The organism is Sphingobacterium griseoflavum, assembly GCF_014653155.1.
In the GTDB taxonomy this organism is placed as follows: Bacteria; Bacteroidota; Bacteroidia; order Sphingobacteriales; family Sphingobacteriaceae; genus Sphingobacterium; species Sphingobacterium griseoflavum.
On record NZ_BNAF01000020.1, the window covers coordinates 14,098 to 36,183 of the forward strand.

13 protein-coding genes are annotated in these 22,086 nt (G+C 42.7%); 3 read left to right on the forward strand and 10 right to left on the reverse strand.

The genetic code is table 11. The features are described 5' to 3' along the window. Positions 1–60: 60 nt before the first annotated feature. From IE165_RS18260 to IE165_RS18275, 4 genes are all read right to left on the reverse strand, one after another. Positions 61–2,163: a DUF262 domain-containing protein gene (locus IE165_RS18260; protein WP_189628101.1), complete on the reverse strand. Its 2,103-nt coding sequence runs from the start codon at positions 2,161–2,163 to the stop codon at positions 61–63. A gap of 6 nt (positions 2,164–2,169) precedes the next feature. Then, positions 2,170–3,975: a DUF262 domain-containing protein gene (locus IE165_RS18265; RefSeq protein WP_189628102.1), complete on the reverse strand. Its 1,806-nt coding sequence runs from the start codon at positions 3,973–3,975 to the stop codon at positions 2,170–2,172. 508 nt (positions 3,976–4,483) lie between these two features. Further along, complete coding sequence (locus IE165_RS18270) at positions 4,484–4,855, reverse strand: HIT family protein (RefSeq protein WP_189628103.1); 372 nt, start codon at positions 4,853–4,855, stop codon at positions 4,484–4,486. A 3-nt stretch (positions 4,856–4,858) separates the two neighbouring features. After that, a complete protein-coding gene (locus IE165_RS18275; protein WP_189628104.1) occupies positions 4,859–5,887 on the reverse strand; it encodes an HNH endonuclease family protein in 1,029 nt (342 codons plus the stop codon). Between the two features lie 449 nt (positions 5,888–6,336). On the opposite strand from IE165_RS18275, the gene IE165_RS18280 reads away from it, so the two are divergent. Then, on the forward strand, positions 6,337–7,455 hold the full coding sequence (locus tag IE165_RS18280) for a DNA cytosine methyltransferase (RefSeq protein ID WP_189628105.1): 1,119 nt from the start codon (positions 6,337–6,339) through the stop codon (positions 7,453–7,455). 6 nt (positions 7,456–7,461) lie between these two features. On the opposite strand, the gene IE165_RS18285 is transcribed toward IE165_RS18280, so the two are convergent. The 6 genes from IE165_RS18285 to IE165_RS18310 form a co-directional block, all read right to left on the reverse strand. Then, positions 7,462–9,501 carry an AIPR family protein gene (locus IE165_RS18285; RefSeq protein WP_229826647.1) on the reverse strand — a complete coding sequence of 680 codons (2,040 nt, stop codon included), beginning with the start codon at positions 9,499–9,501 and terminating at the stop codon, positions 7,462–7,464. Positions 9,502–9,515: 14 nt separating this feature from the next. Continuing rightward, entirely contained in the window at positions 9,516–10,472 is a 957-nt protein-coding gene (locus IE165_RS18290) for a PD-(D/E)XK motif protein (protein WP_189628106.1), read from the reverse strand. Beyond that, a complete protein-coding gene (locus IE165_RS18295) occupies positions 10,450–13,104 on the reverse strand; it encodes a Z1 domain-containing protein (protein WP_189628107.1) in 2,655 nt (884 codons plus the stop codon). The genes IE165_RS18290 and IE165_RS18295 overlap by 23 nt, the downstream gene beginning before the upstream one ends. Next, positions 13,097–14,509 carry an ATP-binding protein gene (locus IE165_RS18300; RefSeq protein WP_189628108.1) on the reverse strand — a complete coding sequence of 471 codons (1,413 nt, stop codon included), beginning with the start codon at positions 14,507–14,509 and terminating at the stop codon, positions 13,097–13,099. Before IE165_RS18300 ends, IE165_RS18295 begins: the two co-directional genes overlap by 8 nt. Before the next feature lie 293 nt (positions 14,510–14,802). After that, positions 14,803–15,555, reverse strand: coding sequence for an abortive infection system antitoxin AbiGi family protein (locus tag IE165_RS18305; protein WP_189628109.1), 753 nt, complete (start codon positions 15,553–15,555; stop codon positions 14,803–14,805). 331 nt (positions 15,556–15,886) lie between these two features. After that, complete coding sequence (locus IE165_RS18310; protein WP_189628110.1) at positions 15,887–16,450, reverse strand: hypothetical protein; 564 nt, start codon at positions 16,448–16,450, stop codon at positions 15,887–15,889. Between the two features lie 941 nt (positions 16,451–17,391). Between IE165_RS18310 and IE165_RS18315 the strand changes: the two genes are divergently transcribed. Next, on the forward strand, positions 17,392–18,900 hold the full coding sequence (locus IE165_RS18315; RefSeq protein WP_189628111.1) for a TlpA family protein disulfide reductase: 1,509 nt from the start codon (positions 17,392–17,394) through the stop codon (positions 18,898–18,900). A gap of 55 nt (positions 18,901–18,955) precedes the next feature. Then, positions 18,956–22,069 carry a SusC/RagA family TonB-linked outer membrane protein gene (locus IE165_RS18320; RefSeq protein ID WP_229826648.1) on the forward strand — a complete coding sequence of 1,038 codons (3,114 nt, stop codon included), beginning with the start codon at positions 18,956–18,958 and terminating at the stop codon, positions 22,067–22,069. Positions 22,070–22,086: the final 17 nt, after the last annotated feature.

The window sequence follows — 22,086 nt, forward strand, 5'->3', positions numbered from 1 at the left end:
CGATGTCAGATCAAAGCGCCATTTAAATTGTGCGGGTAAGTCAAAATAGTGTGCTCCTTATTAATTTGAGGCCCATTCAAGAATCAATTGGAACGGGTCTCGTTTCTTGTTACCACCGACTATTTCAACATCAAGTGTGTTGTTTCTGTTGATGCCCAAATTATATCGGAACTGTTGATTGTAAAACTGGAAAACAGGATTTGTAACGGGAAAATATCTGCAGTCTTTTATACCTTGCGTGAAATGCGATTTATACCCCGATTCTTTAGCTAGCCAACCGATGTTATAATTACCGTTTTTAAAAAAATTGGCGTAGCTGTGATTGTAGATGCGCTCACCTATTATATAGTATAAATACAATTGCTCTTTAACGTTGCGAATTAAGGAAAAATCGTCGTACTGTTTAGCCAGCTTTAATACAAAATCTTTTTGTTCCTGCACAACAAAATCACTAAGCTTCATTTCCGGGGATTTTCTAGATAGCTCTTTGGCAAATAAAATTATGGCGGGATGTCGTTTCCACCCACTGTACATTAACCTCGAATCCGGCGTTTGATAATAGAGGCTGGTTGTCAAGAAATTCCCCCAAATGTTGTTGAAATCATTGACGGCCATTATCTTGTAGCTTTCGAAAATGGAAGACAGTGCTTCTAGTTCTAAATCAGTATATTCTAGCGTGTTTAAATTAATTTGTTTGAAATCTTCTGCGTTAGAGGTGAATGGCGCCTTAAGAAGATTGGTAATCCTTCCCGTGAGATTCGTATGATCTTCGATTTTAAATATTCGCTCTTTTGCCGAATCAAATGCTAATATAAGTTTTGCTTTGAAAACTTCTTCTTTTCGCTGGTCCACATTAAATCCTATTAAAGCTTCAGCATCAACGAATTCCAATAAAACTTTATAAACATTTTCATCCGAAATAAGGTTACTTAATGAATGCAGTAATCTTGGCCATTCACGTCTCGAGTTATCATCTGTATTGGAAATAAGGTTCCTAACTACCCTAACAAAATCGTAAAGATTTTCCGATGGTTTATTTGCGTAGGCATATTTTATGGACATAAACAAAATAAACATCTGCACGGTGTCTCGTTTGTTGGAAACAATATCCTTTAATATTCCGTGAAGCGACTGCCCATCCCATAAGAGTGGTTCTTGATTATTTTTCAGGTCATCGATAAAATCGAAAGCAAAAATCAGAAAATTTAAATTTTCTTCGATCGAATAAATATCTTTTAATACCTTAAAAGAAAGGAAGTTAGATTCGTAGGTTTTAGGCGATCTATACACTGCGTTGGAAAAATAGAGCATTTCGGTAACAAAGCTCAGGTAAGCCATAAAGGGCGCATCAATAGTATATATATCCTTTTCTTTATATTCCCAAAGATTGTCTACCCATGCATACTCAATCTTATCTTTTACTTGCTCGTGAAGTCTGTTTTCGTAGCGGATTATTTTGGAGAATTCCGATTTGAAGTTCTCGAAATCTGTTAGCATTTTTCCCCGAGCATTCATTCTGATGTAGAGATTTTCGGTTAATCCAAATTCTTCTAAGTCAGTAAAGTAAAATGAAATGAGTTCATGATGCTCGTCGATTAATCGATCTAATATGCCTTTTGGTGCATTGACTAATTTCCTGTTGTTTGCGAACGTATCCAACATGTTTAACATCCCTGAGATCGTCGGGTCATTCTCCCATTCGTTGTTAAACCAAATCGAATCTTGAATATCGATTTTTATGTTGCTGATTTCTTTCACGGACTCAGAATTTAAAAGCTTCTCACAAAAGTCATGCGCAGAAGGTCTCGTCTCATAGGTAAATCTAGACAGAACGCCCTTAATTTCCGCCAAACGTCCCTCTTTTACAGCAACAAAATAATAAAGTAGAAACAATGTCGTTAACCTTTGCTGGCCATCGAGAGGAATGAATGTTTTTTGCCTGAAATCGCCTTTCGTTTCGGTAACGATCGACCCATAAACAAAGTCTAACTCTATTGCTTCCCCATCGAGAAGCGCTTCGATCAGAAATCCATTGATAAATTTTTCCCGTAATATGACAACCTCCATCGTCTCTCGCCCTTGTGCATAATCTCGCTGAATAATGGGAACTTCAATTTTGTCGTAAACTTTGCATAGTGACCAAAAGCTATATTTATTTTTCATATCTGCTTAATATTGTGTTAGGTAAGGCTGTAAATTCTTCGTGATGTCTTCGAAATAATTTGTTTTATCCCCTTTACTCCAGAAATATGGCTGTAAATCCGAGCTGCTGTAGTACTTGAGAAAGATGTTTTTTGTAGCGAGGGGAACAAAGATACCTTCCTTTTCCATTTCAATTATTTTTTGTCTTTTAACTGGGAAAATAGCGTTACTAAGGGATGAATTTCCTCTTTTAGAAAGTAGGGCTAAGTTGTCTAGAAGATGTACTGATTCAGAATCAAATATTTGTACTAACTCTGTTTTTAACAAATTAAATTTGTTAACATCTATTTTAGCGCTGCTAAGCATTTGCTGGATACCTGCTTTTAATTCTTCCGAAACCTCGATATTTTCGTGTTTTTCTGCGCCCACATTGCTGTATTTCTCGATGCTGCTGATTTCCTCCACTGCTTTGTACGTTTCTTGCAGCCATCTTCTGATGGCTTTTTCGTCTTTCATCTCTTTCGACTGCTGCGCATGAATGTGTTCAATAGTCCACCCTCCATCATTTTCTACCTTTTTAAATAGGTCAAAGGGGAATTTAATATATCGTCCAGACTTTAAGGAAGCCGTCAACAATATGCTGTGCAATAGGAAGATTTTTTTCAGCTCAGGCTTGCTCTTTTCGTATGTCAGGCTGTTGATATTAATGTGGCTCAACTCTTTTTTGACTTCATCAAATACCCATTTATTGAATACAGATTTTGCTGTCCTGGAGTTTTCGATAATTTTCTTGATGTTCGCAATCGAATTATCGCCTGATGCTAAGATGAAACCGATGTGGTGATAGAGATGACTATCCGTGTACCAGTGTTTTAATTTGCTGAAATAATCTTTTGTTTGGTTCCAAAGATTCATAGCCGTCAACCGTTCCTGTTCTGGATTGTCCGATTTTATCTCTTTTTCAAACCATAGATAGGTAGAGTATCGTTTATTGTTGTTTTGAGCGATGAGGTTAAATATAAACTCAATACAAGATGAGGTTTCTTCTAGCGCTTTGTTATTTATAAAGTACCAGAATTTCTCATCTCTCATTTCCATCTCCATCCGGTGCCACTCATTGGATATTTCTGCTTGCCGAAGTACGGCTTCTCTTTCTGTAAGCCCGTGTTTTACTTTTGACAATAGAAGTGCCCGAATCAATTCGGAATCTGTGAGCGGAATTTTTCCGATGTTTAGGCGATTAAAGATATCTATCTTTTTACCTTCGATTATCTCGTTATTGGCAATACCTTTTAGTTCCTCGATTTGATACCATATAACCTCCACCTTCTTGGTGAGTGTTGAATTAAATTCATCGATATAGCCTACATCATTTTGGGTTTTCTGTTCGAACCAGTTCTTTACCAACAAAAAAGCTTGGCTCATAAAGTGGAAATCAGGGTTGTCATGTTCGTAGGTTTCACTGGAAAGTTCCTTCAAGAAGGTGGTGCTTTTTGCTCTTTTCTCAAATATGATAGAATATCTAGGCCGATTTAAATAATTGAAGATAATATTCATCGTTATCAGTCTCTGTTGGCCGTCTATCACTTCCCAGATATTGTTGCCCTCTTCATCTGCCCGAGGAACTACAACTATTGGCTGTAAGCAGTATTTTTTTTCATCGGATAACATAAATGCATGCACGTCGTTCAACAATGCGTGCACGTGCTCCTCGTCCCATCTATATCCCCGCTGATAATATGGGATCAAGTAGTGCTCAAACTTGGTTGTTCTGGACGGTGTGTTTTCATTGAGAATTATCTTCCCGACGGTTAATAGGTTAATTATGTTCATTGATTTATCTGTTTGTTTCTGATCTATTTACTAGCGCAATAGATTTTAAAGTAAGTAAATTTAGAAATATTTTATGAAAAACAAAACGCTAAATTCTTTTAAATGCTTCTAGATACCAATTGATAAATGCCTTTTATAGGTAACATCATTAAGCTGAAAGTTCTCGCTGTCAGTCAGTAATTAAGGCTCTTGATTGCAATTTTTTACAACTTAGGTTTACAGCAAAAGACACGCACTATCATGTCGATCCGACTCCTTGGGTAGAATGCCGGCCGTACGAACGTATGTATCGATTTTTGGAATCAGTTTTTGTTAAGTGTTGTGCCCAAAAGCTTGTCAGGTCGTGAAGCTCTTGCCGCATTAAAGCAAATAGCCATGTGCTTAAATAATTTCAGCCTCCCCAATCAATACCGAGCCCTCGTGCAGCCACCACAGGCGTCCTTTCGTTAAAAGCCCTTCCAGTTCTGGCGTCGCTATAAAGCGAATGGTTAGCAGCCTTTCCTCGCCCTCAATAAGCTCCCTTCCCCGCCACACAATGTCGCACCCCACCTCTAGGGTCATCCATATCGCCCGTGTAGCGCGGTATTATGTGACAGTGAAAGTGAAACACCGTTTGGCCGGCGGCGGCGCCGCAGTTCATGCCTATGTTGTAGCCATCAGGGGTATGATCCGCTTCGATAAGTTCCTTGGCGAGGGTGATTGCCTTATCAAGATCGCCTTTCTCCGCAGCGCTCAGTTCGAAATAGTCTGCTCGCCATACTTTAGAGATCACCAAGATATGCCCCGGCGATACGGCAAAGCCATCGTATAGGAGAAAGAAATGCTCCGTTTGGCCGATCGTTTTATCGGCCGGGAGCTCAAAAAAGTTTTTTATGCCCATCGTCTAAAAAGTTCCCGGCAGCTCTATGGCTGGGCTCCATTCGTTAATCGAGTAGGAGAGCGCCATACTATACTGTGCCTGCAGAAAGGTACGTCTTTTTTCTTTTGTTTTTCCAGTTTGGTTCACTATGGTCTCCGCTAGCGGATGCTTACTTTCTATGTAAAACTCGTTGCGGTTAAACAGCCGCTGTAGGTAGCGGCGGTGTGGCACGCGAGCGCCTTTCGAGCTGTTTACGCTGGGGGCGGCCAATACCAAGTTCCATACTCCGTTTATATTTGCTTCCTGCTCGCTGTGTTGGCGTTTATGCAGGTGCGGCAAGAAATGGTCTACGGCGCAGATCCGGTCGGCACCGCTATGCACAAAAATATCCTGATAGGAATAGAAACACTTGCCCTTTTGGTAGCCATTTAGCGCATCGCGCACCGATGTTAGCGCTATGCGGCGCATAAAGTCATGTTCGATAAACAGTTCCTGTTTCAGCTCATCATGCTTTACTTCCAGAAGGTTGGGGTTTATGTTGAGGTTCCAAGCTGTCTCTACCAGTTTCCAACGCGCATCTACCTCTTGGTCAAAATTGCCAAATTGCATACCTTCTTTAAGCTTAAAAAGGCTATCGGTCAGCACAATCTCTTTCTTGCCATCCTCATAGTTTTTATGGTAAAACGGATCCTGTATCAATCCGCCATTTACTTGTTGAAACGCATCTACCACGTTCACAAAGCCTAGCTTTGTGGTGCTATGCAGCAGCTCGTCTTCTGCTATACGGCCATCTATAAAGGCTCTACAGGTCTCTAAGAACTTGCTCGAACTGGCGTTGCCCTGTTTGTCGCTACTACGCAGATGCGCTATAATATGCCGCGCAAAGGGCTCGGCAAGGTCATCTAATGACAATGTTGTTTTCTGCTGATCCAACAGCTCCAGCAGTGCTTTGGCAAAGGCAAACTTATAGGTTGCAGAGTTTTTACCAAATAGGATAATCGCTCTCCATTGCGACTCGAGGCTCGGGTCGTCAATCTGAAATACGGTAGACATCGCTTACCCTTTTGCTGGCTGATTGAAGAAGAATAGGGGAGTCGGTGTTTGGCGGTTTCCGATAACACGGACGAGAGGTTTTGATTTAGGCCGGTGGTTGATTACGCTTTTTAACATTGCTATTCGGTTTTTACTGGGATATTCGGCTGAAGGATTATGTACTCCGTGCATCAAGTCATAATTCTACATGTTTTTGCTAAAACAAAGATAAGATGTTTAATGCTAATCTTGATACATCGATGACGAGTTTTTTCGATTGGAAGAATTCTGAATATGTCAATTGGTATAAGTGAATAAAAACAGCATTTCACGAATGTCAACTCAAATTAGTGTAAAATTATCTTATGAAAATGCATGCGTTTAAAAAAAATAAAAATTTATGAAAACACAAATTCTTTAGGTAGTTTAGAGAAAATTATTACTTTTGCATCTTTTTTAATAAACCCCTTATGCTAAAGGAATTTATCAATAGTGAACAAGCGATTTTAGTGCCCACGTCAAAAGCTTTGCAGCCTGAATTATGGGCCGTAGATATTTTTAGTGGTGCGGGAGGTCTGAGTATTGGAGCTGAAATGGCAGGAATAAAAGTTAAGTTTGCTGTTGAGAAAGATCCACACGCAGCGGAGACTTTTGCATTTAATCATCCGGGGACAAAAGTAATTGAAGAGGATATTTGCGATGTAAATCCAAATGATCATATTGATGATGAAGATGTTTTTGTTGTTTTCGGAGGGCCTCCTTGCCAAGGTTTTTCCACGTCTAATACCAAAACAAGAAATAGCGATAATGCTAATAACAAGCTTTTCAACGAATTTTTGAGATTCGTAGAGCAATTGAATCCACGCTGGTTCGTGTTTGAAAATGTAGAGGGTATAACTTCATACGAAAAAGGAAATACAGTTAAAACAATAAAAGGCCTTTTTGAAGAATTAGGGTATTCGACAACAGAGAAAGTGTTGGTCGCTTCGGATTATGGTGTGCCGCAAGACCGAAATCGCTTTATTATGGTTGGTAATAGGGTTGGTATTGATTTTGAGTTTCCAGAGAAGAGGACAAAGAAGGTGACTGTAGGGGAAGCTATAGCTGATCTGCCAAAGCTTGCAAACGGCGACCAGTTTAATAAACTTCCCTATACTTTGGAACTAAGTGACAGCTCCGATTACAGTAAGATAATGCGTGGGAAACAGGATTTTGCTACACAGAATTTTGTTTCACGAAACCAGTCCTATGTACTTGATCGATATAAATATATTGGACAAGGACAGAATTGGAAAGCTATCCCAAACCATTTAATGGAGAATTATTCCAACAAAAACAACTGTCACAGTGGTATTTATAAGCGCCTACATGCAGAAAAGCCATCTGTTGTAATATCTAACTACAGAAAAAACATGTTGATTCATCCATTTCAAGATAGGGGATTATCGGTGAGGGAGGCTGCTCGCCTACAAAGCTTTCCAGATAGCTTTACTTTCAAAGGATCGCTTTCCCATATTCAACAACAAATTGGAAATGCTGTTCCGCCGTTGTTGGCTAAGGCTATTTTTGATAAAATTTTACAATATTAATTACTCCTATTCTAAGCCCTCTTTTTTAGCAGTTTCCATTAATTTATGGAGAATTTTCGACTGCTTTTCGGATGGAAATGGTATAGATCCGCGCGCCATCTTCTGTAACATGTCTTCTTGCATCGATGACAGCCTTATGGAGGATCTATACTTCGCATAATAATCACGTAATTTTATCCAATATTCGGGCTTCGCCTCCATAATTTGTATTTGAAGATTTATACCCGTATCAATTTTTTTATTCTCTTTGTGCTCTTTTAAAATGTATTTCTTTTCTTCTTCGTGAATGAACAATGAAGAATCGAGTTCTGGAAAGTCTACGTCGATTTTTTGTACTTGTTCCCAACACAAAATATTTTTTGTCCACTGACTAACATTTGCATATCCAGAGAGAGGATTTGTAATTTGAAAATATACTTTTTCTGCTATTATCTCGATTAGGTTAATCAAGGACTCTGGTACATCTTGATCCTGCCAAATACGATTGAAATTTAAGTTAAGATGGGAGTGTTGGATTAATGCTGACAAATAAGATATAGTGTAAGTTACTGTTTGAGCCCTAAATCCCCCATCGTACCACTTAGCTTTTGTTACAAGGCGCTCGACTTTCCGAAATAGAATCACTTTTGCTATTGATTCCTTGAAATATGCTTCTGTGATGGATAAACTGTCCTTTTCTAGTAAGACATTAATACTTTCTGCAAATTTCCTGAAACTATCTTGTGCGCCTTTAGAAACTACATTAGGAAACTGATTCCAAGAGTTTTCCGCCTTTGCTAGTAGTGTTTTGTCAAATAGTTGGTCTTTGGGGTTTTCTATTAAGAATTTTCTCTTTGCTTCTGCTCCTAAATATGCTTGACTATTTAAATATTCTCCTCTTACTCGTTCGTAAAACCAATGCGTTCTTCGTTGTCCTCCACCAACCGTAGGCGCAAAAAGTCTCGCTGAATATTCTTTCATGTCTTTGTGGAATGGACTATTTGAAAAGAAATCAGAATTGTTTATTTTGTTTTGAGTGTTTGCATATTCCGCCACTTTTGAGACAAATTCGTCTTGTTTTTCAGCATTACTTACGACGGATAGTTTCATCTGAACCGAGACATTGGCAACATCTATTTTAGAGTTTTTATGGGCCGCATAAATAGCGGAAGTCGTCTGACCCCCGTTAACAATTTGGAAGTTTTTTATACTATTAATATTGCCATTTGCTCCTATTTCTACGGATGAAGCTGTAGCGGTAATTCCATTGTTGTACGCGAAGAACATTTCCGGTCTAAATTCTATCGTATTTTTTAGACCTCTATTTACCGTCCCTCTAAATTGTAGAAAAGTCCGAACATTTTGTTCAAATAGTTTTTGGCCAAATTTTTCATATATTTCTACTAGTAGTTGTCCGTTAATCACTGATAAATAAGACTGGTAAGAATCCGTTTCACTATTCACCTTAAGGCATGGTATATTTACATCTACTTCGAAATCTCCAGTTTCTTGTTGAGAGGTGTATATTTTGTAAAGATATTCAATATCTATGATGCGAAAATCAACTGGAATACCGTCAATATTTTGTGATGATAACTCTGTCAACGAACGCGTAGCTTTGCCATCAGTAAGAAGCATTATTCGCACCCTATCAATTTTCTCTTTGAAATGGTAATTCATTAGGTTATAAGCCATACCATAGGCTTCTGATGTTTCTTCTAAATCTTCATAAAGTCCTTGTATACTTTTTTGGAAAAAAGTTTGCATTCTATTAAATTTTATATCCATTTGATTTCTCGTTAATGTCTGTATCGTATTGTCTTGAAAAAAATGGTGATTTAAAACAGTTACAATTTTTCTTTCTTCATCGTAATCATAACCATACACCTCAATTCCTTTTTTACTGTATTCTGCATAGGTATAATTATTTGTCAAGTCGCCAATTGCTACGAGGTCTTCACAAACAGTTTCAAAAAAGGATAGTGCCTTCATTAATCCCCTGCTTTCAGCGTCCGAAAGTATGGACTGTGTAAAATACTGATGGAAATCTTCTAAAGTAATCATCATTTTTTTCTGAGAAATTAAAGAATAGTTTCGTAAGACCTTTCAAAGGTCTTACAAAGCTCTAGATCTATACTGTAATTAAGCTTTACGATTTCAGCAGGCACTTGATGAGGTAATAATCGAGGGAAATTTGCGCTTACTTCAAAAGTTCTCATGCTATCTACGGTAAAGTTTAGCAGAGCTTCATCATTCATGCCTGGCATATATCCGTAATTTGTTATTTTGTTTTCGAAAAGCTGTTGGGTGGCCGTAGACTCCTCATATAGTAAAGTATAGAACTCAGAAAGTAAGTTTTTAATCGAAACCCCATTCTCAGATAGTGTTAGCCCAAATGATACTAGATAAAGAGGCTTAGATTCAGATAATAGCTGGTGGGTTGACGATATAGTGACCTTGGCACCTTTGCTAGTTCTGTATGACTTCACTTCGATCATCGTTTTTGGAAAATTAAAGTCTTGTTTATCTTTATCAGGGCCAGTCCATGCAAGTATACTTTCCTTTGCGCCATAGGAAGGAATTAACTTTTTAAGAAGTAGCAATTCTGATATCAATCCCATTTGTAATTCTGCAGACATTACTAGATCATTATTTTGAGTCAAAAATATCTGCCATCGTCTTAATCTAACTTCTACAGCTTCGATCATTTTCTTGTTCGTCTGATGTAAAACACAGACCGATAAAATATCATCACAAACGGAAAGGAAAAGCTCCCAATCTGAATGCCTTTTGAGAATTAGGTACAGTTCTCCGATATCAACAGTATTCCTTTTTATCAGTGAAACTCCTTTGAGATCGATATCCGATTTAGCTTCTGGAAACTTTTCTGTTGATTGCAAATAGAATCCATAATGACCTTCTTGATCTCGTATCCAGAATACATCATGAGGAAGCTCCGAATTAATGCGCCGAATGGAGCCAAAATTCATCGGTTCCCAAGGGTTTACATTGCCGTTAGTCATCGCTTTCTTCATCATCTTCATAATCTAGTAAGAGATTGTTGTAATAAACCGTGTTTATTTTTAGTTTCACAGTGTCTTCTTTACTTAAAGCATCTCCAGGGAAGCTTACGCCAAAGGCGCCAATTGAATCTATGTTTTCATTCACAGTTTTATCAAGTTCGGGTTGCAGAATATGAAGCATCAATAAAGGGTTTCTCATTCGTTTCCTAGCTGCTTGTCTGTCATTTCCGACTTCCTTTCTTTCGCCAGGTGACAGCGATATAGATTCCGAGCTTCCTGAAGAAACTTGTCGATTTTTTAATTCATATTTACCATCAGACCTAATCTGGATTTTTCGTTTTTCTTTCAGGATACTAATGTTGTTTTTGGATATAAATGGATCTCCTTGACCACTATAAAAAGCCACATCCCACATGTAACCCCTGTCTTTTACATATTCCTTAACAAATTCAATCGGCATTCTAGCCATTAGCCCCAATGGATCTGATTTGAAGGTTTTAAATCGATCGAAAAAATCTAACACAATTTCTGGTTTAATACCTCTCCATAAAATAGATCTTGATATAAACTCAGTTGGTTGATCTAATTTTTCAATTAAGTCTTTAATTAAATTGATGTTATCATCAACATCCTTCTTGTCGGCACTTAGAATGCTTGTCTCTTTTGCTTTTCCGTCTAAGCGCATTGACAAATAAAACTCTCGAACATTTTTTTGTTTATTTCTTGCAGTTATTTGTAATGCGCTGTCCGGATTCTCTCTGATCGCTATACCAAAATCGCTTGGCGTCCACTTATTCTCAGACATTATTTTGAAATCCTCCATCAACTGTTCTGTCGCTTGAATTATTTCTGCAAATTGATTTATTTTATCTGCAGGCATGTAAATTTTACATAGATCTTCGTACCCCATTCTATAACCAAACCATCTTCCCATTTGCATTAGCGTGTCATAGAAAACGGTGTTGCGAAGAAAATAACTAACACTTAGTCCTTCCAGAGTAAATCCTCTCGCTACACTAGTCCCGCCAACCACGATGACGTTCGTCGCTATGTTTTTCCTGTACTCCAGTTGTATAGTGGCTTTCTGGTGTATCTCCCTAACAACTATTGAATCGATGATATTAGTAAGTTTTACTATGACTGTGTTCCATTCGAATTCATTAAAGTCGAACTTTTTGAAATATGTCGATTTAAGTACTGCAATATACTCACTGTAATTTTGAGGATTATCTAGTTTACCGTAAGAAACAATTTCCTTTTGAAATCTTTCCAAATATTTTGCAATCAAACTCGCGACCCTTTGGTGAACCAAAGTAAAGCGAGTTGTATGCACCATCATACTATTGTGGTGTTTGCCGTATCCCCTGAGATTTCGTATCGCAATATTTATCAAAAAAACTTGTATAGCTTCGTGAAGACTCGAAGGCAGTGAAGATATTTCGTGATCTTTTTTATGCTTAACAGGAATATATTCTTCATAGTCAGAAACGGTTTCTAAATGTTTGTCATTCGAGTCGAGAAAAATTTTTCGTGCCCCGAAGTAGTTACTAGGTGCTTCAAGAGCATAAATAAAATCTCTTGGAAACAGATCAAGACCGTAGTCTTCATTTTCAGCCTCATGGTCAATAAATATATTTGCATAAGGTGTTGCGGTGTAAGCAACGTACGAACTTTTCGAAAATAGTGATAGCAACTTTCGGATGCCTTTGTTGATCGCGGTTGGATCCTCATCCTCTTTAGTATTGACCGAAGCATAGTCCGACTCATCATCAATTACAAGCATTGCATGATCCAAGATTTTATTTTTATATTGTTTCTCTAGCCAGCTTATTACACTTTTAAATGTTGTTGTGTTTTTCTTGATCACCAGCAGAATTGGTACATTGATGGTTTCAAAATTTGTATTTTGAGCGGCTCGATCAGCATCCTGTTTATTGAAATCTCGCTCCACAGTGGTAAGGCTAAAAGGCGTGTGGTTTTTATCTATATTTCCTTTACCTACACCAACTTGTGCACCGTTGGTATGACCGACGAATGCCTCGTTCAGACGCTCCTGAGTTTGGTTCCTCAAGTTATTCATACTCCCGGCTATCACCACGATAAATTTATAACCCGCGTCTGCGGCTTTACATACCAATCCAGCATAGTTTCCTGTTTTGCCCGATTGGACATGACCTACTACCATGCCATATCTGGAGAAGTTGCTTCTTGAAGGCGACTCGATGTTGTTCATCACTACATCTGTATCATCATCTAAAGTTTTGACAACTTCCGTAGGAAGGGAGTCTTGTAAATATGCTTTGTAACGTTCCCAGTAGTATTTTTTATTTTTTTGTTTTTCAATAGTAGTCCACCAGTTGCTATCCCGTTTCTGCTGATCTTCACCTTGTATGAGGATTCCATTTTCCATTTTAATGTCGAAATGTGTTTCCAATTCTCTTTTCATTCTCGCCCAATCCTTATCAGTTAGTGGATCAAGGTTTTCAGCGGATATAATTTTGCCAAACATTTCGTAACCGATAGTGTCCACAACAGATTTATTGTTGTTAATCTCCTCCTCGATTTTATTTTGAGGTAGGGCTCCATCAATTTTTTTTAAATTGTTAAAGATGTGTGATTTTATAGATAGATAACTGGTGTTAGACATTTCTTAAGATCTCCTTCCTATTTTTGAAAATTTCTGTTTTAAGTAATTCTTTAATAAACTCCTCATTTATATTTGCGCCTTTCAACTTGTTTGCTAAATCTGCAATCTCTTCTTCTGACAATGCTTCTAGTTGGTTTACATCGAGCGGTTCTCTTTGTAATTTTGCTAAGATTGCATCAAGGGGTAGATAGGCTTGCAATCCTTTTAGATAGTAAGAAAGGTATTCTCTTTGCCGTATATCTAGGCCGGTGATCAATTTTGTGTATATAGGATGTTGCAGGTTCAACGCAAATCTCATCTTGTTGCCTGTTGGGATAATTTCCCAAAAATGAGTTGTTGTCTTGTCCTCAATTTTCTTTCCTCTTATCGAATACGGCCTATTTCCCTTTTCAATTACTCTACTGATAATTCGTTTTAAATCATTTCGTATGCTCTCCGACGGTCTTGCTGTAGATTTTTTTATATCGATACCCCAGTGTATGTCCATGGAGTTTGGTATATCAATTTTTATCCGCACGAGTTTGTGCGCATCAGCGGCCTTATGCATTCCCCACCATGTACCATAAATGATAATTCTATTCCGTCGATAGAGATAAAATCCTTGCGACTTTATATAACCTTCCTCGGTAGCGTATAAATCGTATTCTTCCTTTGATAACTTTGAGTGATGAGGCAGGATAAATGGTTGTACGGTTATAGTTGAACCAAATATGTTTATTTTTTCTGTGGTAATCTCTTGGGTGGCAGCGTGATTTATGTTAAATGGATTAAATGGCTTGATCGGATTATTGTTTATCAAAATCTTTATTTTCTTCGGGTAAGCGCTCCCTTCTAAAAATTTATGAAATACTAGTGACAGGTGCTTTCTGATTGCATCAATGCATCCTGTAAAATTATCTATAGATATCTTGTCGATTTCTTGCCAAACAACCAATGTTCCACAATTTTTATTTTCAAGTTCTGCAAATAATGGTAACTCGAATAAATTCGTCGGAGTAATCAACAGCCATTCATTTTTAGAAGATATGTAATTTAAATCCCATTGTCTTGCAGAAATTGTCCCGTTCTTTTTTGTGACTACTGTTAGCTTTTTACATTGTGAAAATGATGCCGTTTTCAATCCTAGTCCGAATCGTCCCAGATCATTTAAACTCCTTTCTTCATTCGGACTTTTACTGGCAAGTCGCATAGCCTCAATCAACTCTTTTTCCGTCATTCCTAATCCGTTATCAACAAAGGCTAATACAGGTGAGGGCTTAGCTATTGCTAGGACTTCAATACTTGTAGCGTCTGCAGATATGCTATTATCGATCAGATCCGAAATGGCTACTTCTGGGGAATATCCCATTTCTCTTAGAGAATCTATAAAGTTTCCAACGTTAGGTGTTACGGTTTCCGTTTTCATATCTCAATAAATAATAATACATTAGGGGATAAAAAATCATTAAATCACTACCGCGCGGTAAATTTTAACTCACCGTACGTAAACACTGAGATCTTCAACCCAACCATTCACGCGATCTGTTATTAGGTTCCCCTTTTCGCCTTCAATCGAGTAAAACCAGCAATCATGTTCAAAAAATGCTACCGATTTATATGTATAAGTATCTTTAGTTATCGAAATAACATAGACCTGCTCTATTTTCGGTAACCTCTCTCTTGTGTCAATCCATCTCATTTTGCTATATTTATTAGTTCTTAAAAATCTCCCACAATTTGCTCAGAAGTGAGTACTGTAATTAAATGCAAATCGGAAATATTTTTGTTAAAGATTTGTTCCATTTCGTTATATATTTCCTTGACTTCAGAAGTTTCTTTGACGATTATATAGGAAATATCTTCAAAATCGAATGATAGAAAGAATTTTTCAATTTGTGTATTGAAATAAACCCTGTTTTTTTGATACTCTCCGTCATCTATAACTGGCGCATTATTGCCGATCTCGGTGGTTTTTGGTACGAGTCTCCATTCTCTTTCGTCATAAAATCGATATTTCTTACTTACTACATCTCCCTTGCGTTTTAACTCTCCCTCGTAATTTTTAACATAGAGAATAGACGAACTGATGTCGATATTCTTAATCCGCTTGTCTTCATCTAAACTGTCCTCGTATGTTTTTCGAAACGAATGACTTGCATGAGAGTTATGATCAATGTAAATGACAGGATTCAATCCTTTACGTGATGCCCAGTTCTTTGATAAACCAATCCCGTAATCTCCATAATAACCAAGGTCTTTCGTATTTTTTTTATTGAAGAAATGTTTTTTGTAGTCGGATATTGGTATATCGCAAAAAGATACCATTGCAATTGCTGCTGTGTAACTTTTTTTTTCTCGAGTTTTTAACTTTTCGGAACAATAGGAAAATATGAACCCTTTTTGTCTTAGTATTCCTAACAGCGCTTTTGATTCAGCTGTATAATGAATAATCGAATTTGTGCTAATTGCCATTAATGCGAATGATTATAATTTCGGAGTGTTATTTTATGCTTCCAAATTAAGAAATCACTTTTTTAACTTGAGGTTCGCTCTGCATCAAGATGTAAAATAACTGATAAGCTGATACGGATGCTTTTTTACTTTGCTTAAGGCGGATATTTGACCATTTCTTGAAATTTTTGAGCTTTAACCTCAGTTCTAGGTCATCATTGAGCTGTGTGTAAGTCCACGTTGTTCTTAGTCTAGCTAATTCAATCAGTTTTAATCGAATTGATTTTGTCATCGCTGTAATAATTGGTGGTTAGTTGTCTATGGTTTATGTTAATCGTTTATTATCTATCAATTAAGCCCCCTTCTTCGGCAACGTCCGTTTGTAATACTCCTCCGGTCTTCCACGACCTTCCTTGGCGACCTTATTCCCTGTTTTTACCACATTGTCATAAAGCTCAGTTGAAAACAGTCCAGTAATACGTGTTGCAGAACCTAATTTTTGTTGCAGATCCTTTGGAAGAATCTTAAAAACATCCGAAGGAAGAAATTCCTCATCTTCGTCATAGCCCTCTAAAGCATGAAGAACCGCTTGATTTAAATCCAGCTTCTGATATTGTTTGGATTCCGGAGGACCTATTTCCAGCCTCCATTCAATTTTCTCTCTTGTGCGAATGGGCAGCTGATCTAATGCTGGCATCGGTAAATTCGGGTTTCCAAATTCGTAATACCTTAAACCAAATAAATTAGCGATAGCCTCTATCTTTTTCAAGGTTGGTCCATTCTTACTATGCTCAAAATCTTTAACAAGGTCGGTAGTTGTTTTCGCCAAATTTCTAATATCCACCGCATACAGGCCATAATACTGCATGTAGTACTGTAGAATTTTTACGAAATCTTCGACAACCGGCTCTTTCATTATTTTATTGTAAAATATTTTTATATATTGTATTTATTTGATTATATTTGTTTTGTAATTATTCTTTAGCTGCTGATTGCCATTTTTGATGGGTTAGTAGCTCCAGAACTTAGTATTAGGGTGTTAGGTAACTGGTTTCATCGATCAAGACAGCTTTAGCAATAATTACTGTTTAGAAGTCCACAGAAGCAAGCTATTATGCTAGTTTTTAGTAGCCACTGAAAATTCTAAATGCTTTAGATTTCTACTTTATAAACCATAAAGAATTATGAGGAGACGATTAACAACCAGCAGGCAGCGATGCCCGATCCCGATCCAAGATCGCAGGGCAGGCCATTCCCACACCATTATCTATAAGAACGTTAAGCGCCCACCGGCCTAGGGCAGGGGGGCAAGGATAAAACAGACAGCCCGCAGGCTAGGCGCGGGTCGGCATCCCATATGCTGGCCGCTCAAATTCTACACACCAAAAAACGCGTTTACAGCGTGCGGGGTATACAAATTGTCTGTACCGGTCGCCTTTTTATACCAAGAAGGGCAGGAAATTATCGCGCCAACGGTTAACAAGAGCAAGCGGTTTATACTTTAGCTTTTATAAATCTAGCTGTTTTTTTTCTGATTGGCAAGCATGGGTAAGCACATTTCCACTCTTCGAGATATGTGGGGCGGCCGGTTTTGTTATTGTTTTTCCGAAAAGTATTGCAGTACAGACCGTTATAGACCCTAGTGAAGACCGATTTTTATGCTCGTTTCGGATTTTTTTTAAGACATAAGGATTTGTTTGGGGTTGTTTGTGGGAGGGGGCAATAGATTGCCGCGGCCTCGTACCTCGACCTCGGCATGACGATGCTTCGTTCTTCGGCCTTGCCACGACGACAGATCGTAGCTCGGTCTTTCCATGACGACGGTTCCCAAAGCAAAGCCTTTTAAAAAACCAGATTATGCATCAGATTGTAAAAATGCCCCGTCCGGGGCGTAGCCGGCTGTCGCGAGCGGCAGGGCGGCCACCCTATCTATCCCGTTATCGCGTTGCGCCGGGCCAGCCATGGCCGCCGCTGGGCCATCGCCTGTGCGTGGCGCTGCTGTGCACGCTCTTCGTCGGCCTGCGCAGGCTGCTGGCGCTGGTATGCCGCCGCTGTCGGAAGCGGCAACCCCGCGGCCCCAGGCCCACCATGCGCATCCTGCCACTGCTGCTGGGCGCCATGCTGTTGGCTGAGCTGTTGGCACCGCTGGCACTCGCGGCGCAGCACGAGGCGCAGGCACACACCATTGCGGTGGGCGATACCCTGCCCGAGGCCTTTTGGGATATGCCGCTGCAGCTGCTGCAGGTTGGGCAGGCCCCTCGGGAGGGCAGCCTGCGCGACTATGCCGATAGCGAGCTGCTGTTGCTCGACTTTTGGCATACATCCTGCGGCTCCTGCATCAGCTCCATGCGCCATGCCGAGGCGCTGCAGGCACAGTTTAAAGGACAGCTGCAGGTATTGGCCGTGACGGTGCAAGATGCCGCTACGGTGCAGCGCTTTGCGGCCCACAACGACCTGCTGCAGCAGAGCCGCCTGCCGCTTGTACTGCACGATAGCCTGTTGAAAAGCTACTTCCCGCATCGCCTGCTGCCGCACTTGGTGTTTATACGCCACAACAGGTTGCAGCACATTGGTGGCAGCGAGGCCATGGACGAGGCTGCCATAGCCGCCCTGCTGAACGATCGCGACAGCAGCTTTGCCCTTTACAAAGACGACTTTGCTGAGCAGCGTCCCTTGTTGGCGGCAGCCAACACTGCGAGCGAGGGCAGGCTATACTATAGCCTGCTAACAGGATACCGCCGCGATGCGGCGCCGGTGGTGGGCCTGCTGCCCGACACGCTGGGCGGCAGCAAAAGGCTATACCGCTACAACCAGTCGCTGCAGCAGCTGCTCAGCTATGCGCTGGATAGCAAACCTGTGGATAAAAACCGCATAGTCTTTGAAGATACCGAGCTAAACCTTGCGGCCACGGCCTACCACCGCCATATGGGCGACAAGCTGCAATGGCTGCTGCGGCATGGCTACTGCTACGAGGCGCAGCTGCCGCTGCACACGCCCGATAGCAGTATGCGGCAGGGGCTGCTGATCAGCATCGAGCAGGCGCTGGGCCTGCGCTGCAGCTTGGCGCAGCGCGAGATCCCTGTGCTGCGGCTGGAGGCGCCGCCAGGGGCCAGCGCCACGCCGAAGGAGGGCTACGTTGCGCTGTTTTACCTGATTGATGCCTACAACAGGATGCCCAACGCACTGCCGCTGCTAGACCCTGATGGGCTGGCGCAGCAGTGGTTTGTGGAGCGGCAGAGCCTTGCCGACTGCACGGCCGAGCAGCTGCTGGCGGCCATGCGCAAGGCAGGGCTGCAACTGTGCGAAGAGCGCGCCACACTGCCGGTATGGCTGATCAAGGGAAGGGGGGCACATGAACAGGATTAAACAATCTGTGAGCAGGGCGCTGGGGCTGCTGCTCGCTATGCTGCCGCTGCTCGTCATGGCGCAGCCTGGGCTACAGCTCACGGTGCGCGACAGCCTCACGCAGCAGGAGATCTTGGGCTACAACCTCTCCATCAACGGACGGGCTGTGAAGGCCGCCGACGGCAGGGTAGACCTCTCGGCCTTTGACAGTCCTTATCTGCTGCGCATTAGCCATGTAGGCTATGCGCCGCACGAAGGCAGCTATGCCAAGCTGGGCGAGCGCCTGCAGGTGTTGCTGCGCGGCGAGCAGCAGCTGGAGGAGGTGCAGGTGAACACGGGCTACCAAAAGATCAGCAGGGAGCGCCTCACGGGCTCGGTAGACCTCATTGGCCGCGAACTGCTGGAGCGCTCGCCGGTGTCGAACATTTTGAACCGGCTAGAGGATATAACGCCGGCCATTGCCTTTGACAGGCGCCGCTTTAACTATAACTTTCCCAACGTTGTGGACAACAACCTCACGGTGCGCGGTATCAGCACCATCAGTAGCGAGGCTCGCCCCTTGATTGTGCTAGACAACTTCCCCTATGATGGAGCCATAGAAACCATAAATCCCAACGATGTGGAGAGCATCTCGGTACTGAAAGACGCCGCGGCCTCATCTATTTGGGGCGCGCGGGCTGGTAATGGGGTCATCGTGATTACGACCAAGAAGGGGCGCGCACAGGATGTGCCGCGCATCAACTTGGTGGGCAATGTAAGCATCGGCGCCCAGCCCAACCTCTTCCGACTGCGGCAGGCGGGCAGTTCGGCCTATATTGATATGGAGATGCTGCTCTTTGCGCGGGGCTTCTATGATGCGCAGATCAACAACCCGCGCGCACCCGCCCTGTCGCCCGTGGTGGAGCTCCTGCGCCTACAACGGGAGGGAACGCTGGCCCAGGACGACCTGCAGGCGCAACTGGATGTGCTGCGCGGTATAGACATACGGCAGGACTATATGGATTATTTTTACCGACCCTCGGTAGACCAGCGCTACGCGCTGAACATGAGCGGCGGCGGCGAGCGCAACGGCTACTACCTATCGGCAGGCTATGATGGGCAGCAGCCCTTCTTGCGCGAGAACAGCACGCAGCGCATCACGATGAACAGCGCCTACAACCACAAGCTGGGCACGCGCCTAGAGCTGCAGGGCAAGCTGATGTTTAGCCGCCTGCTAGACAGGCGTTCGCCTTTTGGCTATGAGCAGGTGCCGATATATCCCTATGCCGACCTCGTGGACGAGCAGGGGCAGGCCCTGCCGGTAAATTATCGCTTTGGCAGCCGCTACCTCGATGGGCTGGAGGGGCGTGGACTACTTGACTGGCGCTACCGCCCCTATGACGAGCTGCGCAACAGCAACAACCGATCGTCCTCCAATGAGCTGCTGCTCGATTTGGGTGCTACCCTGCGCCCTTTACCGGGGCTGAGCTACAGCCTAAGCGGCCAAGCTACCTTCAACAACGGCACATCGGAGAATATGAACAGCCTAGAGACCTACTTCACACGGTCCCTCGTTAACCTATTTACCCGCGAGCAGGGTGGCAGCCTACAGTATGGCATTCCCTTGGGCGCTATTTTGGAGCGCAGCAACAGCGAACGGCAGTCGCTGGCTCTACGCAACCAGCTGAACTACGAGCGCACGCTGTCCACGCAGCATCGGCTATCGGCCATGCTGGGCATGGAGCTGCGCCAAGTGGCCAGCAGCGCGGATGCCAGTCGTCTCTATGGCTATAACCCCAGCAACCTCAGCTTCCTGCCGGTAGACATGGCTAGCCTGCTGCCCACCTTTAACAATTTGGGCGGGAGCCAGCGCTTGGGCAACGCGGGCTTCAGCCGCACGTCCTTGACCGATCGCTTCGTATCCTACTATGCCAACGTAGCCTACAACTACCACGATAGGTATGATGTATACGGCAGCGCACGCCGCGATGCGTCCAACATCTTTGGCGTGGATACTAACAACAAGTGGGCGCCGCTATGGTCAGTAGGCGCCGCTTGGAACATACAACAGGAGGCATTTTGGAACAGCGACTTGCTATCGCAGTTGAAGCTGCGCCTTTCTTATGGGCACAGCGGCAATGTGAACAGCAGGGTGGCGGCACTCACCACCATACGGCATACCACGCAGCTGGGGGACTTTGGCCGGATGCCCCTAGCCACGCTGGCCACGCCGCCCAACCCTTCCCTGCGCTGGGAGAAGGTGAAAACGCTGAACCTAGGGCTCGACTTTGCCCTGTTGCACAGCCGCCTGCGCGGATCCATAGACCTTTATCGCCGCCGGTCGGTAGATCTTATTGCCATCACACCCGTAGATCCTACTGTGGGCTTTAGAAGGCTGACCATGAATAGCGCCAACATAGAGGGCAAGGGCATGGACCTGCAGCTAAATAGCCAAAACCTACGCGGCGCCCTGCAATGGTCTAGCAACCTGTTGCTGAGCTACAGCAAGGTGATGGTGACCCGATACATGGGTGAAACGAGGCCGGTGATGAGCACCTTGCAGGATGTGGCCCCACTAGAGGGATACCCGGCCTTTGGGGTGTTTAGCTACCGCTGGGCGGGGCTCAACCCCGAAACGGGAGACCCCATAGGTTTTCTCAACGGTGAGCGTAGCGAAGACTGGCGCAACATGATCAACAACACGCCTATTGAGGAACTGCGCCTGCATGGCACGGCCGTCCCACTATGGTTTGGCGCCCTGCGCAACGATTTGCGCTACCGCCATTTCCTGCTATCGGTAAATGTGGGCTTTCGCTTTGCCTATTTCTTTCGGCAGCGCACACAGAATTTTCACAATTTTGGTAGTTGGCGACCTCTAGATGCCAGCTTTCTGCAGCGCTGGCAACAGCCGGGCGATGAAAAGCGCACCCATGTGCCTTCTTTTGAGTATCCCAGCAATTCTTTTCGCAATTCATTCTACAACGGGGTAGAGGCCAATGTGCTGCCGGGCGATGTCATTCGCCTCAACGATATACGGCTGACCTACCAATTGGGGCGCTGGCGCGGCCTGCGCAGTGTGGAGCTCTTTGGGTTGCTCTCTAATGTGGGCATCCTGTGGCGCGCCAACAGCGAAGGCTGGGATCCGGCAACGCCTACCAATGAACTGGGCCTGCCGCGCAGCGCCTCTTTTGGATTAAGTATAGGACTTTGAGCGGCTATCGACAACCG

Coding starts and splice junctions, on each gene's coding strand:
- IE165_RS18260 (WP_189628101.1), bottom strand. CDS start 2,163: ATGAAAAATAAATATAGCTTTTGGTCACTATGCAAAGTTTACGACAAA.
- IE165_RS18265 (WP_189628102.1), bottom strand. CDS start 3,975: ATGAACATAATTAACCTATTAACCGTCGGGAAGATAATTCTCAATGAA.
- IE165_RS18270 (WP_189628103.1), bottom strand. CDS start 4,855: ATGGGCATAAAAAACTTTTTTGAGCTCCCGGCCGATAAAACGATCGGC.
- IE165_RS18275 (WP_189628104.1), bottom strand. CDS start 5,887: ATGTCTACCGTATTTCAGATTGACGACCCGAGCCTCGAGTCGCAATGG.
- IE165_RS18280 (WP_189628105.1), top strand. CDS start 6,337: ATGCTAAAGGAATTTATCAATAGTGAACAAGCGATTTTAGTGCCCACG.
- IE165_RS18285 (WP_229826647.1), bottom strand. CDS start 9,501: ATGATGATTACTTTAGAAGATTTCCATCAGTATTTTACACAGTCCATA.
- IE165_RS18290 (WP_189628106.1), bottom strand. CDS start 10,472: ATGATGAAGAAAGCGATGACTAACGGCAATGTAAACCCTTGGGAACCG.
- IE165_RS18295 (WP_189628107.1), bottom strand. CDS start 13,104: ATGTCTAACACCAGTTATCTATCTATAAAATCACACATCTTTAACAAT.
- IE165_RS18300 (WP_189628108.1), bottom strand. CDS start 14,509: ATGAAAACGGAAACCGTAACACCTAACGTTGGAAACTTTATAGATTCT.
- IE165_RS18305 (WP_189628109.1), bottom strand. CDS start 15,555: ATGGCAATTAGCACAAATTCGATTATTCATTATACAGCTGAATCAAAA.
- IE165_RS18310 (WP_189628110.1), bottom strand. CDS start 16,450: ATGAAAGAGCCGGTTGTCGAAGATTTCGTAAAAATTCTACAGTACTAC.
- IE165_RS18315 (WP_189628111.1), top strand. CDS start 17,392: ATGCATCAGATTGTAAAAATGCCCCGTCCGGGGCGTAGCCGGCTGTCG.
- IE165_RS18320 (WP_229826648.1), top strand. CDS start 18,956: ATGGCGCAGCCTGGGCTACAGCTCACGGTGCGCGACAGCCTCACGCAG.